Below are 13,991 nucleotides of genomic sequence, written 5' to 3' on the forward strand. Positions count from 1 at the left end.
GCGCCCGGGTCAGCGTTCGCTCCCGCGTCAGCGCTCGCTCCTCGTTCAGCGCTCACTCCCGTCGAGCAGCCCGCGAATGACGGCCGGCACGGCCGCGCACAGGTCAAGAATCGTCAGCGGGCCGCCCGCCGAGGCGCGCCGCGCCGCCCGCCCGTGCACGACCGCCGCGGCGGCGGCGAGCTCGGCCAGCCGGTCGTGGTCGGCACCGCGGGCAATCTCGCTGAGCGCGAGGTCGCGCGCGTGAGTGGCGACGAGGGCACCGAGGATTCCCGCCAGTGCGTCGCCGGCGCCGGCGGTGGCGAGCCAGGGCGTTGCCTCCGCGACCACGAGCATCCGGCCGTCGGGGGTGGCGATGCGGGTGGTCGCGCCCTTCAGCAGCACGACCGCGTCGAGCGTGACCGCCGCGTCGCGCGCGGCCCGCTCGGGGTCGGCCGCAACGGTGGCGCGCTCGACACCGGTGAGGCGGGCCAGCTCGCCCGCGTGCGGAGTGAGCACACGCGGTACGGATCGGGCACGCGGGTCACGGGCGAGCGGCAGGGCTCCGGCGTCGAGCACGAGCGGCGCCCCCGCCTCGAGCGCAACACTCACCCGATCGTCGGCGAGCGGGTCGGTTTCACCCGAGTCGTCGAGTCCGGAGCCGATGAGCCACGCCTGCACGCGACCTGAGGCAGTGACGGCCTCGGGGCGGCGGGCGAGCACGAGGTCGGCGGCGCGGCGCGGCCCGAGATAGCGCACCATGCCGAGGCCCGCGCGCAGCGCCGCCTCGACGGCGAGCACCGCGGCCCCCGGGTATCGGTCAGACCCGGCCACAACGCCCAGCACGCCGCGCGCGTACTTGTCATCCGAATCCTTCGGCACACGGATGCACGTGGCCGCATCTGACACCCCGAACGCCCCAGCCTCACCGCTCATGCGCCCACCCTACGGCGGGAATACGCTGAGCCGCCGTCCGCTTGGATGAAAACGTGGATTCGATGCTTTTCAGCCCCCTGACCCTCCGCTCGCTGACCCTGCGCAACCGCCTCTGGGTGTCGCCGCTGTGCCAGTACTCGTCGACGAACGCCGACGGTATGCCGACCGACTGGCACCTCGTGCACCTCGGCTCGTTCGCCCGCGGCGGTGCGGGCCTCGTCATGGCCGAGGCGACCGCCGTCGTTCCGGAAGGGCGCATTAGCCCGCACGACACCGGCATCTGGAACGACGAGCAGGCCACCGCGTGGAAGCGGGTCACCGACTTCATCCACAGCCAGGGCTCGGCCGCGGCGATCCAGCTCGCCCACGCGGGCCGCAAGGCGAGCGTCTACCCCGAGTGGGGCACGCTCGCGGGTGGCCACACCGGACGCGGCACGGTGCCCGCCGAGCAGGGCGGGTGGGTGACCGAGGCGCCGAGCGCGATTGCGTTCGAGCCGTACGCGACGCCCGTCGCACTGATGGCCCCGCGCATCCAGGAGCTCGTTGCGGCGTTCGCCGACGGCGCGCGTCGCAGCGTCGAGGCCGGCTTCGACCTCGTCGAGATTCACGCCGCCCACGGCTACTTGATTCACCAGTTCCTGTCGCCGCTGTCGAACGAGCGCGGCGACGAGTACGGCGGCTCACTCGAGAACCGCGCGCGCTTCCTGCTCGACATCGTGCGGGCGGTGCGCGCGGCGGTCCCCACCACCCCGGTGCTCGTGCGCTTCAGCGCCACCGACTACACCGACGGCGGCTGGGACGAAGACCAGACGGCCACCGTCGCCCACTGGGCGCTCGAGGCCGGCGCCGACCTGTTCGACATCTCATCCGGCGGGCTCGTGCGCGCGCCGATCCCCGTCGGCCCCGGCTACCAGGTGCCGCTCGCGGCGCACGTCCGCGAGCACGGCGAGGTTCCGGTGAACGCCGTCGGCCTCATCACGACCGCCGAGCAGGCCGAGCAGATCCTCCGCGAGGGGAAGGCCGACGCGATCATGATGGGCCGCGAGTTCATGCGCGACCCGCACGCACCGCTGCGATTCGCCCGCGAACTCGGCGTCGAGTTCGATGAGGGCGCCGACATCTGGCCGCCGCAGTACGTGCGCGCGAAGATATAGCGCGCGTACTCGCCGCGATTCGGCGTCGTCCGATTAGGCGGATGCTCGGCTCGGCTTCACCGCCCGGCCGAGCACCGAGGTGGTCACGTGGTCGACAGTCGCGCCGTCGCCGCTCGTCAGCATGAGCCGCAGCGAGCGCATGAGCGCCGCGCGCCGGTCGTCATCGAAGCGGTCGACCACGGGGCCGAACGGGGTGCCGAACAGCCCGTTCAGCTCGGCGTCGAGGCTCGGCCAACGCACCGGCAGCGACTCGCGCGCCGCGCGCACCTCGGACAGCCCCGCGCCCAGCAGCGCGTCGACGACGTCGGCCACCGACATGGTGAGCGCCGCGTTTGAGATCGTGCGCGGGGTGCCTGCCGCGGCCGCGTCGGCGGTGAGCGCGTCGGCGAAGGCGTCGAACGGGTCGAGCCGCTCGCCCTCGGCCCAGACGGCCACGACGAGCACTCCCCCTGGCTTCAGCACTCGTCGGCACTCGGCGAGGGCCGCCCGGCGGTCGGCCATGAACGGCAGGCCCTGCTGGCAGAGCACGGCGTCGACGCTGTCGTCGGGCAGCTCGATGGCCGTCGCGTCGCCCACAAGTGCCTCAATGGGGGCGCGGCCGGGCGCGGCATCCTCGATGGCGTAATCGAGCATCCGGGCGCTCGAATCGCACGCGATCACGCGACCGGACTCGCCGACGGCCGCGGCCGCCGCGCGCGAGGCGGCGCCCGTTCCGGCGGCGACGTCGAGCACCGTCGCGCCCGGCGTGAGGTGTGCGAGGCGCACCAGCCGGTGGGCCCACGGCTCGAACAGCACCGGGTCGAGGTAGCGGTGGTAGTTCTCGGGAACGCTCGGTGCGTCGAAGTGGTTGCGGCGCGGCGCGCCCGCCGCGGAGCTCGACGAGCGGGATGCGGTTGCCGCGTTCACTGCGCTACACCCGCCCCAGCACGGTCGCCGGGTCGCTCAGCATGCGCCCGACGTCGGTGAGGAAGCGCGCACCCTGCTCGCCGTCGACCAGGCGATGGTCGAACGACAGGCTGAGAGTCATGACGTCGCGCAGGCGAACCTTTCCGCGATGCTCCCACGGGCGACGCTGCACGGCACCGGTCGCGAGGATCGCCGCCTGCCCGGGCACAAGGATCGGCGTGCCCGCGTCGATTCCGAAGACGCCCACGTTCGAGATCGTGATCGTGCCGCCACTCAGCTGCTGCGGGCTGAGCTCGCCAGCCCGCGCGGTGCGCGCCAGCTCTCCGATGCTGTCGGCAAGCTCCGCGACCGTTTTCGCGTGGGCATCGTGCACGACGGGCACCATCAGCCCGCGTGGCGCGGCGACCGCGATGCCGAGGTTCACATGACCCCACTCGACGATCTCGGAGGCGTCGTCATCCCAGTGGGAGTTCAGCGCGGGCTGAGCCGCGGCCGCCAAGCACACGGCCTTCGAGATGACGGCGAGCAGCGACGCACGGTCGCCCCCCTCGGTGAGCCGCCTCACGAGCTTCATCGTGCGCGTGACGTCGACCGTGAGGAACACGCTCGCGTGCGGCGCCGTGAAGGCGCTCTCGACCATGGCCTGCGCCGTTGCCTTGCGCACGCCCTTGATCGGAGTGTGACGCTCGGCCGGGAAGCCTGCCCGCGCCGGTGCCGGGGCGGAGGTCGCTTGCTCCCTTGCCGACGATGCGCTCGGTGACGCCGGGGCGCTCTGTTCGCCCGGCGCCGATGCCGCGTGCTGCACGTCGTCGCGGGTCACAACACCGTGCGGCCCGGAGCCGGTGAGCTGGGCGAGATCGACGCCGAGGGTGTGCGCGAGCTTCCGCACGGGCGGGGTCGCGAGGGTGCGGGCCCTGGCGGCCGGCGCGGACGTGGTCGCGGTCGCGACGGCGGCCGGGGCGGCCGGGATGCTCGTCGCGGCGGGCAGGAACGCCCCCTTCCGCGCCTTTCGCGCGGGCGCCCTGCCGGAGGCCGCGGCGGGCCCGTAGCCGACGAGTACCGACTGGCGCTCGGGCTCGGCCGGAGCTGCGGCCGCAGGTTCTGCGGAGGACGCACTCGCCGCGGGCGCGTCGGGGACCGACGCGGGTGCGGCGTCGCCGCCGCCCACCTCGAAGCGCACGATCGGCGTGCCGACCTGCACCGTCTCGCCGGGTTCGGCACACAGTTCGGTGACGACGCCGGCGACGGGCGACGGCAACTGCACGACGGCCTTCGCCGTCTCGACGTCGGCGATCGTCTGGTTGAGGGTCACGGTGTCGCCGACGCTGATGTGCCACTCGATGAGTTCGGACTCGGTGAGCCCCTCCCCGAGGTCGGGCAAACGGAACTCGCGGGTCGCCATCAGAGCACCGCCCCCGCGTAGAGGGCCGGCCGTCTGCCCATCGTGCGATCGACCGCGTCGAGGATGCGGTCGAGGTCGGGCAGGAAGTGCTCTTCGTGGCGCGACGCCGGGTAGGGGATGTCGAAGCCGGTGACCCGCTGGGGGGCCGCTTCGAGGTGGTAGAAGCAGCGGTCGGTGAGTTCGGCCGCAAGGTCGGCGCCGATTCCGCCGGTGCGCTGGGCCTCGTGCGCGATGACGAGCCGACCGGTCTTCGCGACCGAGGCGACGACCGTGTCGACGTCGACGGGGGCGAGCGAGCGCAGGTCGATCACCTCGATCGAGACGGCGTCGGCGTCTCCGCCGCCCGACTCCGCTGCCGCGGCCGCCGCGGCGTCGATCGCGGTGGCGACGAGCGGACCGTAGGTGACGAGCGTGACGTCCGAGCCGGGCACGACGACGCGGGCCGAGCCCATCGGCAGCACGTCGTCGCGGTCGATGGCGTCCTCGTCAACCTCGCCCTTCGTCCAGTAGCGGCGCTTGGGCTCGAAGAACAGCACGGGGTCGTCGCACCGGATCGCCTGCTGCAGCATCGTGTGGGCGTCCTGCGGCGTCGAGCAGGTCACGACCCTGAGGCCCGCCGTGTGCGCGAAGTAGGCCTCCGGGCTCTCGGAGTGGTGCTCGACCGCTCCGATGCCGCCGCCGAACGGTACGCGAATCGTGATGGGCATGCGCACATTCCCGCGGGTGCGGTAGTGCAGTTTCGCCACCTGCGTGACGATCTGGTCGAACGCCGGGTAGATGAAGCCGTCGAACTGAATCTCGACGACCGGCCGGAAGCCCTTGAACGCGAGCCCGACGGCCATGCCGAGAATGCCGGATTCCGCGAGCGGCATATCCATGACCCGGTCGCCGCCGAACTCCTTCTTGAGCCCGTCGGTGACACGAAACACGCCCCCGAGGGTGCCGATGTCTTCGCCCATGATGAGCACCCGGTCGTCGTGCGCGAGCGATCGCCGCAATGACGCGTTCAGCGCCTTGGCGAGAGTCATCTCGGCCATCAGTTCTCCTCCTCAAAGCTCTCGAGGTACTCGCCGAACTGGCGACGCTGCTCGTCGATACCGCGGTGCGGCTCGGCGTACACGTGGTCGAACATGGCGAGCGGTGGCGGGTCGGTCTGTTCCGTGCATCCCGCTCGGAATTCGGCGGCCGCCTCGTCGGCGCGGCGGGCGATGGATGCGGCGAGCGCGTCATCGAGGACGCCGGCCTCGCGCAGGTGCGCCTCCACGCGCGCGAGCGGGTCGCGCCCCGCCCACTCTTCGCGCTCGAGCGGGTCAACGTAGCGTGACGGGTCGTCGGAGGTGGTGTGAGGCCCCATGCGGTAGGTGATCGCCTCGATGAACGTCGGGCCGCCGCCCTCGCGGGCCTGCTCGACGGCGCGGCGGGTCACCGCCATCACAGCGAGCACGTCGTTGCCGTCGACCCGCACGCTGGGAATGCCGAAGCCGGGTGCCCGGTCGGCGATCGGCCGCTGTGCCTGCAGGGTCACGGGCTCGCTGATCGCCCACTGGTTGTTCTGGCAGAAGAAGATGACGGGGGCGCGGAAGGAGGCGGCGAACACCATCGCCTCGTTGACGTCGCCCTGCGTGGTGGCGCCGTCGCCGAAGTAGGCGACCGCGACCGAGTCCTCGCCGTCGAGCTTCGCGCCGACCGCGTACCCCATGGCGTGCAGGGCCTGCGTGCCGATGACGATCGCGGGGGTCGCCATGCCGACCTCGTAGGGGTTCCAGCCCGAGAGGGCGGTGCCGCGCCAGACGTTCAGCATCTCGGTGAGCTTCACGCCGCGGCAGTAGGCGACGGCGTTCTCGCGGTAGCTCGAGAACACGAAGTCGTCGGGGCGCAGCACCCGGGCCGAGCCGACCTGGGCGGCCTCCTGGCCGAGCAGCGGCGGCCAGAGACCCAGCTCGCCCTGGCGTTGCAGCGCGGTCGCCTCGACGTCGAGGCGACGCACGATCACGAGGTCTTCGTAGAGACTCGCGAGCTGGTCGCCCGAGACGTCGGCGACGTAGTCGTCGTAGGGAGCGTGCGGAACTCGGCGACCGGAGGGGTCGAGCAGCTGAACCGGGCGGTCGTGCGGCGCGGATGCGCGCGGCCGCGACTCGCGGGATTCGGACAGGGACGACGGCATTGGCTCCTCCGATCCACCGCTCGCGACTGGTGTGTCGGTGCGCGGTGACGCTCACAGTTCCCACTTGTGGCGGAAACTGACCCGGGCGACGGTGCCCGAGGCTACCTACGACGGTATCCCCGAAGCGCTCCCGCGACAAGCCGGGCACGCCCTTCGCGGCATACTGGCCGGGGCCCCAACGATGCGGAGACTTCTCTATGACCGAGACCGATCAATCCGACGCGATCATCATCGGCGCGGGCCTGTCTGGCCTCGTGGCGGCGGCCGAGCTGGTCGACGCCGGTAAACGCGTGACGATCGTCGACCAGGAGCCGGAGGCCACCTTCGGCGGGCAGGCCTGGTGGTCGTTCGGTGGGTTGTTCCTCGTCGACAGCCCCGAACAGCGCCGCATGGGCATCCGCGACTCGCTCGAGCTCGCGCGTGCGGACTGGGCGGGCACGGCGGGCTTCGATCGGCCGGAAGATGACCACGCACGGGCGTGGGCGGAGGCCTACCTCGCGTGGGCTGCCGACGAGAAGCGCGCATGGCTGCGCGAAAAGGGCATCGGCCTCTTCCCGGTTGTCGGCTGGGCTGAGCGCGGCGGGGATACGGCGACGCGGCACGGCAACTCGGTGCCCCGCTTTCACATCGTGTGGGGCACGGGACCGGGCATCCTCGAGCCGTTCATCCGCACCGTGCGGCGTGGCGTCGACGAGGGGCTCGTCACGCTCACGTTCCGCCACCGCGTCGATGCGCTGTCGGTGACCGACGGGCGCGTTCACGGGGTGACCGGTAGCATCCTCGCCCCCGACGATGCCGCGCGAGGGGCTCCGTCGAATCGCGACGTGGTCGGCGAGTTTGCCCTGCAGGCCGATGCGGTCGTGCTTGCCTCAGGCGGTATCGGCGGCAACCACGACCTCGTGCGCGCGGCGTGGCCGGAGCGTCTCGGCACTCCCCCGAGCCGCATGCTCAGCGGCGTGCCGGAGCACGTCGACGGGCGCGGGCTCGGCATCGCCGAGGCGGCCGGTGCGCGACTCGTCAACGGCGACCGCATGTGGCACTACGTGGAGGGCCTCGAGAACTACGCGCCCGTGTGGCAGCGGCACGGCATTCGCATTTTGCCGGGGCCGTCGAGCCTGTGGCTCGACGCGACGGGCAGGCGACTACCGACCCCCCTGTTTCCCGGATTCGACACCCTCGGCACGCTCGCACACCTGCGGCACACCGGGTACGACCACAGCTGGTTCGTCACGACCCAGTCGATCATCGAAAAAGAGTTCGCGCTCAGCGGCAGCGAGCAGAACCCCGACCTGACCGGAAAGAGTGTGCGCGAGCTGCTGCGCCAGCGTCTCGGGAAGGGCGCGACGGAGCCGGTGGAGGCGTTCAAACGGCAGGGGGCGGATTTCCTCGTCGCCGACTCCGTCGACGAGCTCGTCAAACGCATGGCCGCCCTCGAACCGAGTGCGCCGCTCGATACGGATCGCGTGCGCGACGAGATCGCCTCGCGCGATCGGATGCTCGACAACGCCTTCGGAAAGGACGCCCAGCTGACCGCCGTCCGCGGCGCGCGTCGCTACCGCGGCGACAAGCTGATCCGGGTCGCGCGCCCCCACCGGCTGACGGACCCGGCGCACGGGCCGCTCATCGCCGTGCGTCTGCACGTCATCACGCGCAAGAGCCTCGGCGGCATCCAGACCGACCTCGACTGCCGAGCGCTCGACGCGGGTGGCGCGGTAGTTCCGGGGCTGTACGCCGTCGGCGAGGCTGCGGGTTTCGGCGGCGGCGGCGTGCACGGCTACCGCTCGCTCGAGGGCACGTTCCTCGGCGGCTGTCTGCACACGGGGCTGCGGGCGGGGCGGGCCATCGCGCGCGGATGACCTGAGCACCCGGGAGCGGGCGCCGCGATGGGGGTGCGTCGCCTAGAGGCTCCAGGCGACGGGCTTGACCAGCACGTGGCCGCGGCGCGACGTGAGCCGCAGCCACGCCCCTGAGGCGAACTGCTGCACCTGCTCGTCCTCGGCACCCTCCGCTCCGTCGTCGAGAAAGGCAAGGCTCTCGGCCGCGAACGCCGCACCGGCCGGCAGATGGTCGTGGCCCTCGATGGGGCGCCCCCACACCTCGGAACGCACCCGGTCGACGAGCGCCTGCCCGGGGTTGTCGGGCACCGCGGCCGCGACCTCGGCGATGCCCTCCGTGGCCGTCCGCCGCAGGGTCGAGGCGGCGATCGGCGCCATGCGCTGCCAGCCGCCCCGCGGCGGCGAGATCGCGGCCCAGCTGACGGAGTGCACGGGGGTCGGCAGGGCGAGGTCGACGGGAGTCGCGTCGTCCGTGACGGCCGCGAGGCGTGCATCCACCCGCGTGTGCAGCGAGCGCAACGGAACGACCGCGTCGACCGTGCCGTCGGGCGCGGCCAGCGTGCGCAGCCCCAACACGGTCGGGCTGCGGTCGAGCAGGCCCTTCGGCGCAATGACGGCCACGTACGCGGCGAGCACGCCCGAGTCGGCGATGATGCGCATTGAGCCGGCCTCATCGAGGCGCAGGCCACGGGCGGCGAGCGTGCCGAGGTCGCGCAGCGCCGCAGCGCTGCCGAGGGTCACGGTCGCAGGCATCACTTCTAGACTACGGGGCGATGACTGACGACACTCGCGACCCCGTAGCCTCCATGCTCGCCGCCCTCACACTCAGCGAGACGGGTGCGCGCACGAGCGAAGACATCTTCACCGCCCCCAGCCAGTGGATGCCGCACGGCCGCGTATTCGGCGGTCAGGTCGCCGCGCAGTCGGTCATGGCCGCGATGCGCACCGTCGAGGCCGACCGCAGCATCCACTCGATGCACGGGTACTTCCTGCGGCCGGGCGACGTCTCCCAGCCGATCACGATCAGTGTCGACCGCATTCACGACGGGCGCTCGTTCTCGACCCGCCGCAGCCAGGCGTACCAGAACGGCGTGCCGATCTTCTCGATGATCGCGTCGTTCCAAGACGACGACCCCGGGCTCGAGCACCACGCCGCGATGCCCGAGGGCCTCCCCCAGCCCGAAGAGCTGCCGAGCGCCGCCGAGGTGCTCGAACCGATCGACCACCCGACGGCGCAGTTCTGGGCAAGCTCCCGGCCGTTCGACCTGCGGCACGCCCCCGGCCCCGTGTACTTCCGGGTCGAGGGCGACCAGGTGCCGCACCAGGCCGTGTGGTTCCGGGCGCTTTCGCCGCTTCCCGACGACGAGAACCTGCACCGCGCGGCGCTCGTGTATGCCAGCGACTACTCGATCCTCGAGCCGATCTTGCGCGTGCACGGCCACTCGTGGGCGACGCCCGGCCTCAAGATGGCGAGCCTCGACCACGCCATGTGGTGGCACCGCTTCGCGCGCGTCGACGACTGGCTCTGCTACGTGCAGGAATCGCCGAACGCCATCGGCGGGCGCGGCCTGTCGACCGGCCGCATCTTCACCCGCGACGGGATGCTCGTGGCCTCCGTCGCCCAGGAGGGCATGGTGCGGGTGCCGCGCCAGGCGTAGCCGCCCCGCCTCAGTGCGCGTGACCGCGGTGCCACGCGGGAAACGGGTCGACGTAGCTCGCCCACTCCATCGGCCCGGCGATGAGCTCATCGTCGGCGAGCAGGGCCGCGCCGAGCGCGCGGGTGATCTCACTCCCCCGTAGCCGCTCGCCCACGAACACGATCTCCTGACCGCTGATGATGTCGGGCTCGTCGTCGCTCAGTCCTGTCGGGTCGAGATTCAGGTGCGCTCCGGCGCTCGACCATGAGCCGACCGCTCCGGCGCGGGAGGCCAGGCGCACGACCCCGCGGGAGCGCCAGATCGTGCCGGCGTGCTGGGGTGTAAGACAGACCCGCACGACCTCGTCGAGGCGGCCCGGGTGAAAGGGCCGGGGGTCGCGAAACACGACCGAGTCGACCCCGCGCGGAAGCCGCGGTGCGCGGTCGCTGAGGGCGAGCATCCAGCCCTGCTCGGAGGCGAGGTCGTCGACCGGCGGGCGGATGAGGCGTCGGAATCGGTAGGCGCCGACCGACGCGGGGCGGTCGACGAGCAGGATGGGCGCGCGCGGGTTCAGCGCATAGGCGAGGTCGGCGGCGCGCGGCGGCGCGTCACCCACCACGATCACGGCGGTCGCGAACTCGACGCGATTCGCAATCGCCTGGGCGGAGGTTCCGTCGCCCCTGTCGCGCCCGGGGTGCAGGAGCCGGTCGAGCTCGTCGCCGCGCACGACGGCAATGACGTCTCGCACGTGCAGGGGGCGCTCACTCGGTTCGCGGGCCGACAGCGCGGCGTGCAACGCAAGGCCGACGTCGGCGGGGTCGTACACGTCGTCGATGCCGAGGGCGAGCGTCACGGGCGCGGAGTCCGGCGCGGATTCGGGCACCGCGTCGTCGATGCGGGCGACGAGGGCGTCGATGTCGATGCCGGATGCGTCGCTCGTGCGACACTCGCCGACGCGGTCGGCGACGAGCGCGGCAGCCTCGGCGCGCAGGGCACGGTTCGGCCCGGTGACGAGCGTGACCAAGACGGGCGGGACGGGCATCGAACTCCTCGTGCTAGCTTAATGATAACGATTATCACTATAGCTAGGAGTGGCGATGAAGGTCCGCAACAGCATCAAGAGCATGAAGAAGATGCCCGGGTCGCAGGTTGTGCGGCGCCGCGGGCGCGTCTTCGTCATCAACAAGCAGAACCCGCGCTTCAAGGCGCGCCAGGGCTAGTCCGGCTCGGGGCTCAGCGGGTCTCAGCCGCGGAAGGCGACCGGCTCGTCCGTGAAGCGCTGCCAGACCTCGCGCACCGCGGGCGGGATGCGCGTGGGCGCGCCGGTCGCCGCATCCACCAGTACCAGCGTGGTCGCCGCGACCGCGTACGGGGCACGGTCTCCGCTGTCGGCGTCACCGACAGCGCGCGGGGGAAGCACCTCGTAGTGCACCTCGAGGCTCGCCCCTCCCATGCGCGCGATCCACAGCGAGACCTCGAGCGGCTCCCGCAGGTGCGGAATCTCGCGGCGGTACTCGATGCGCTGCGCCGCGATCACGGTGTGCTGCGCAGCCTGAGGCCCCGACGGGAGGACGGCCGTGGGATGCACGGCGTCCGGCCCCGCCCAGAACGCACTGATGCGCGCCTCCTCCAGCAGAGTCAGGAAGGCGGCGTTGTTGACGTGCCCGTACGCATCCAGATCGCTCCAGCGCACGGGCACGTCGACGCTGACGCGCGACATGCGACTCGCCGCCCGCTAGTCGCGGGTCAGCTTGCGGTAGGTGACCCGGTGTGGGCGAGCCGCGTCGGGGCCGAGTCGCTCGATCTTGTTCGCCTCGTACGCCTCGAAGTTGCCCTCGAACCAATACCAGTTCGCCGGGTTCTCCTCCGTGCCCTCGTAGGCGAGGATGTGCGTGGCGATGCGGTCGAGGAACCACCGGTCGTGCGTAATGACCACGGCGCAGCCGGGAAACTCGAGCAGGGCGTTCTCGAGCGACTGCAGCGTCTCGACGTCGAGGTCGTTCGTCGGCTCGTCGAGCAGCAGCAGGTTGCCGCCCTCTTTCAGCGTGAGCGCGAGGTTGAGGCGGTTGCGCTCACCGCCCGACAAGACGCCGGCCTTCTTCTGCTGGTCGGGGCCCTTGAAGCCGAACTTCGACACGTACGCACGCGACGGGATCTCGGTCTTGCCGACCGTGATGATGTCGAGCCCGTCGCTGACGACCTCCCAGAGGGTCTTGTTCGGGTCGATGTTCGCGCGCGACTGGTCGACGTAGCTGATCTTGACCGTCTCGCCGACCTTCAGGTCGCCGCCGTCCAACTCTTCGAGGCCGACGATCGTCTTGAACAGCGTGGTCTTTCCCACACCGTTCGGGCCGATCACGCCGACGATGCCGTTCGGCGGCAGGCTGAAGGACAGACCGTCGATCAGGGTGCGGTCGCCGAACGACTTGTGCAGCTTCTTCGCCTCGATCACGATCGAGCCCAGCCGCGGACCGGCGGGAATCTGGATCTCCTCGAAGTCCAACTTCCGCGTCTTCTCGGCCTCGGCCGCCATCTCTTCGTAGCGCGCCAGACGCGCCTTCGACTTCGCCTGGCGACCCTTCGCGTTCGAGCGCACCCACTCGAGCTCGTCGGCGAGCCGCTTCGCGAGCTTCGCGTCCTTCTTGCCCTGCACGTTCAGGCGCTCGGCCTTCTTCTCGAGGTAGGTCGAGTAGTTGCCCTCGTAGGGGTACAGGCGACCACGGTCGACCTCGGCGATCCACTCGGCGACATGGTCGAGGAAGTACCGGTCGTGCGTGATCGCAATGACGGCGCCGGGGTACTTCTGCAGGTGCTGCTCAAGCCACAGCACGCTCTCGGCGTCGAGGTGGTTCGTGGGCTCGTCGAGCAGCAGGAGGTCGGGCTTCTCGAGCAGAAGCTTGCACAGCGCGACGCGGCGCTTCTCACCACCCGACAGGTGCGTGATCACGGCGTCCCCCGGGGGGCACCGCAGCGCATCCATCGCCTGCTCGAGCTGCGAGTCGAGGTCCCAGCCATTCGCGGCGTCAATCGCCTCCTGTAACACGCCCATCTCTGCCAGCAGCGTGTCGAAGTCGGCGTCGGGGTCGGCCATCGCGGCCGAAATCTCGTTGAAGCGCGTGATCTTGTCGTACAGCTCGCGCACGCCGTCCTGCACGTTCTCGAGCACCGTCTTCGACTCGTCGAGCTCGGGCTCCTGCATGAGGATGCCGACCGAGTAGCCCTCGGAGAGCCGCGCCTCGCCGTTCGACGGGGTGTCGAGCCCCGCCATGATCTTCAGAATGGTCGACTTACCGGCCCCGTTCGGGCCCACCATGCCGATCTTCGCTCCGGGATAGAACGACATCGTGACATCGTCGAGGATCAGCTTCTCGCCCACCGTCTTGCGGGCGCGCACCATGGTGTAGATGAATTCGGCCATGGGCTTCAGTCTATTGAGGCGTCGGTCCCCACGAGGCACCGGCCGGTCGCGAGCACAGGGACGACGGATGTGGTGACGGACGAGCCGCGCACCTCGCCGATGATGCAGTCATCGTCGATACGGACGGCGAAGGAGATGACGTCGGTGGCCAACCCGAGGGGCGTCTGGTCCGCCGTTACCTCGAGCGCGGCGCGATCGAAGCCTGCGGCGATGAGCGCCTCCGCAACCTGGGCCGAACTCGGGCGCTCGCCCACCGCGTCCGCGCCCTGCTGCACGACGAAACGGGCGAACGGCGCGTTGTCGGCGGCGCTCCCTCCCTCGACGAACTCGGGGGCCGGCTCCGACGGGTCGACGTCGGGGCCGCCCGGCTCGCCGGGCGAGGCCGTCGAGGTCGGAAGCGGCGCGGCGGTCGACGGAGGGTCTGTCGGGGCGGAGGACGTGCATCCCGCGGTGATGAGCGCCGCGACCGCAATGAACGCACCGGCGAGCGCCGTGCGCGACGCGGACCGACGAAGCATGGGGCCCCTTTCCCGGGTGACCCGTCGAGTCTACGGTCGCGGCGT

General features: G+C 71.3%; 14 protein-coding genes. 4 read left to right on the forward strand and 10 right to left on the reverse strand.

Annotated features, from left to right (window positions below):
• Positions 1–45: 45 nt before the first annotated feature.
• Positions 46–912: an NAD(P)H-hydrate dehydratase gene (locus CPY97_RS09280; RefSeq protein WP_096422145.1), complete on the reverse strand. Its 867-nt coding sequence runs from the start codon at positions 910–912 to the stop codon at positions 46–48.
• Positions 913–974: 62 nt separating this feature from the next.
• Here CPY97_RS09280 and CPY97_RS09285 point away from each other — a divergent pair, with 62 nt between their 5' ends.
• Complete coding sequence (locus CPY97_RS09285) at positions 975–2,066, forward strand: NADH:flavin oxidoreductase/NADH oxidase (protein WP_096422147.1); 1,092 nt, start codon at positions 975–977, stop codon at positions 2,064–2,066.
• A 33-nt stretch (positions 2,067–2,099) separates the two neighbouring features.
• On the opposite strand, the gene CPY97_RS09290 is transcribed toward CPY97_RS09285, so the two are convergent.
• The 4 genes from CPY97_RS09290 to pdhA are packed head-to-tail and all read right to left on the reverse strand — an operon-like array spanning position 2,100 to position 6,538.
• Positions 2,100–2,972 (reverse strand): class I SAM-dependent methyltransferase, encoded by an 873-nt coding sequence (locus CPY97_RS09290; protein ID WP_096422149.1) that lies wholly within the window; start codon positions 2,970–2,972, stop codon positions 2,100–2,102.
• A 4-nt stretch (positions 2,973–2,976) separates the two neighbouring features.
• On the reverse strand, positions 2,977–4,374 hold the full coding sequence (locus CPY97_RS09295) for a dihydrolipoamide acetyltransferase family protein (RefSeq protein ID WP_096422151.1): 1,398 nt from the start codon (positions 4,372–4,374) through the stop codon (positions 2,977–2,979).
• Positions 4,374–5,411 carry an alpha-ketoacid dehydrogenase subunit beta gene (locus tag CPY97_RS09300; protein WP_096422153.1) on the reverse strand — a complete coding sequence of 346 codons (1,038 nt, stop codon included), beginning with the start codon at positions 5,409–5,411 and terminating at the stop codon, positions 4,374–4,376. The genes CPY97_RS09295 and CPY97_RS09300 overlap by 1 nt, the downstream gene beginning before the upstream one ends.
• The gene (gene pdhA / locus CPY97_RS09305; RefSeq protein WP_096422155.1) at positions 5,411–6,538 is read right to left on the reverse strand and encodes a pyruvate dehydrogenase (acetyl-transferring) E1 component subunit alpha; all 1,128 of its coding nucleotides are present in this window, start codon (positions 6,536–6,538) and stop codon (positions 5,411–5,413) included. The genes CPY97_RS09300 and pdhA overlap by 1 nt, the downstream gene beginning before the upstream one ends.
• Positions 6,539–6,735: 197 nt before the next feature.
• Here pdhA and CPY97_RS09310 point away from each other — a divergent pair, with 197 nt between their 5' ends.
• Positions 6,736–8,394: an FAD-binding dehydrogenase gene (locus CPY97_RS09310; RefSeq protein ID WP_096422157.1), complete on the forward strand. Its 1,659-nt coding sequence runs from the start codon at positions 6,736–6,738 to the stop codon at positions 8,392–8,394.
• Positions 8,395–8,436: 42 nt separating this feature from the next.
• On the opposite strand, the gene CPY97_RS09315 is transcribed toward CPY97_RS09310, so the two are convergent.
• Complete coding sequence (locus CPY97_RS09315; RefSeq protein ID WP_096422159.1) at positions 8,437–9,126, reverse strand: hypothetical protein; 690 nt, start codon at positions 9,124–9,126, stop codon at positions 8,437–8,439.
• A gap of 20 nt (positions 9,127–9,146) precedes the next feature.
• Here CPY97_RS09315 and CPY97_RS09320 point away from each other — a divergent pair, with 20 nt between their 5' ends.
• Positions 9,147–10,031 carry an acyl-CoA thioesterase gene (locus tag CPY97_RS09320; RefSeq protein ID WP_096422161.1) on the forward strand — a complete coding sequence of 295 codons (885 nt, stop codon included), beginning with the start codon at positions 9,147–9,149 and terminating at the stop codon, positions 10,029–10,031.
• Between the two features lie 10 nt (positions 10,032–10,041).
• On the opposite strand, the gene CPY97_RS09325 is transcribed toward CPY97_RS09320, so the two are convergent.
• A complete protein-coding gene (locus CPY97_RS09325; RefSeq protein ID WP_096422163.1) occupies positions 10,042–11,052 on the reverse strand; it encodes a GTP-binding protein in 1,011 nt (336 codons plus the stop codon).
• Positions 11,053–11,107: 55 nt separating this feature from the next.
• Here CPY97_RS09325 and ykgO point away from each other — a divergent pair, with 55 nt between their 5' ends.
• Positions 11,108–11,230 (forward strand): type B 50S ribosomal protein L36, encoded by a 123-nt coding sequence (gene ykgO, locus CPY97_RS09330; protein WP_096423556.1) that lies wholly within the window; start codon positions 11,108–11,110, stop codon positions 11,228–11,230.
• Positions 11,231–11,253: 23 nt separating this feature from the next.
• On the opposite strand, the gene CPY97_RS09335 is transcribed toward ykgO, so the two are convergent.
• Genes CPY97_RS09335 through CPY97_RS09345 form a run of 3 tightly spaced genes read right to left on the reverse strand, consistent with a single transcriptional unit; the run spans position 11,254 to position 13,946 of the window.
• On the reverse strand, positions 11,254–11,730 hold the full coding sequence (locus CPY97_RS09335; protein ID WP_096422165.1) for an acyl-CoA thioesterase: 477 nt from the start codon (positions 11,728–11,730) through the stop codon (positions 11,254–11,256).
• A 15-nt stretch (positions 11,731–11,745) separates the two neighbouring features.
• The gene (ettA, locus tag CPY97_RS09340) at positions 11,746–13,428 is read right to left on the reverse strand and encodes an energy-dependent translational throttle protein EttA (protein ID WP_096422167.1); all 1,683 of its coding nucleotides are present in this window, start codon (positions 13,426–13,428) and stop codon (positions 11,746–11,748) included.
• Positions 13,429–13,433: 5 nt separating this feature from the next.
• Positions 13,434–13,946 carry a DUF6993 domain-containing protein gene (locus tag CPY97_RS09345; RefSeq protein ID WP_096422169.1) on the reverse strand — a complete coding sequence of 171 codons (513 nt, stop codon included), beginning with the start codon at positions 13,944–13,946 and terminating at the stop codon, positions 13,434–13,436.
• Between the last annotated feature and the right edge of the window lie 45 nt (positions 13,947–13,991).

It is taken from the genome of Microcella alkaliphila (genome assembly GCF_002355395.1).
GTDB classification, from domain to species: Bacteria; Actinomycetota; Actinomycetes; order Actinomycetales; family Microbacteriaceae; genus Microcella; species Microcella alkaliphila_A.

What these genes read in the sequence shown, in the direction of transcription:
- CPY97_RS09280 (WP_096422145.1), bottom strand. Translation starts at nt 912, where the DNA reads ATGAGCGGTGAGGCTGGGGCGTTCGGGGTGTCAGATGCGGCCACGTGC.
- CPY97_RS09285 (WP_096422147.1), top strand. Translation starts at nt 975, where the DNA reads ATGCTTTTCAGCCCCCTGACCCTCCGCTCGCTGACCCTGCGCAACCGC.
- CPY97_RS09295 (WP_096422151.1), bottom strand. Translation starts at nt 4,374, where the DNA reads ATGGCGACCCGCGAGTTCCGTTTGCCCGACCTCGGGGAGGGGCTCACC.
- CPY97_RS09300 (WP_096422153.1), bottom strand. Translation starts at nt 5,411, where the DNA reads ATGGCCGAGATGACTCTCGCCAAGGCGCTGAACGCGTCATTGCGGCGA.
- pdhA (WP_096422155.1), bottom strand. Translation starts at nt 6,538, where the DNA reads ATGCCGTCGTCCCTGTCCGAATCCCGCGAGTCGCGGCCGCGCGCATCC.
- CPY97_RS09310 (WP_096422157.1), top strand. Translation starts at nt 6,736, where the DNA reads ATGACCGAGACCGATCAATCCGACGCGATCATCATCGGCGCGGGCCTG.
- CPY97_RS09315 (WP_096422159.1), bottom strand. Translation starts at nt 9,126, where the DNA reads ATGCCTGCGACCGTGACCCTCGGCAGCGCTGCGGCGCTGCGCGACCTC.
- CPY97_RS09320 (WP_096422161.1), top strand. Translation starts at nt 9,147, where the DNA reads ATGACTGACGACACTCGCGACCCCGTAGCCTCCATGCTCGCCGCCCTC.
- CPY97_RS09325 (WP_096422163.1), bottom strand. Translation starts at nt 11,052, where the DNA reads ATGCCCGTCCCGCCCGTCTTGGTCACGCTCGTCACCGGGCCGAACCGT.
- ykgO (WP_096423556.1), top strand. Translation starts at nt 11,108, where the DNA reads ATGAAGGTCCGCAACAGCATCAAGAGCATGAAGAAGATGCCCGGGTCG.
- CPY97_RS09335 (WP_096422165.1), bottom strand. Translation starts at nt 11,730, where the DNA reads ATGTCGCGCGTCAGCGTCGACGTGCCCGTGCGCTGGAGCGATCTGGAT.
- ettA (WP_096422167.1), bottom strand. Translation starts at nt 13,428, where the DNA reads ATGGCCGAATTCATCTACACCATGGTGCGCGCCCGCAAGACGGTGGGC.
- CPY97_RS09345 (WP_096422169.1), bottom strand. Translation starts at nt 13,946, where the DNA reads ATGCTTCGTCGGTCCGCGTCGCGCACGGCGCTCGCCGGTGCGTTCATT.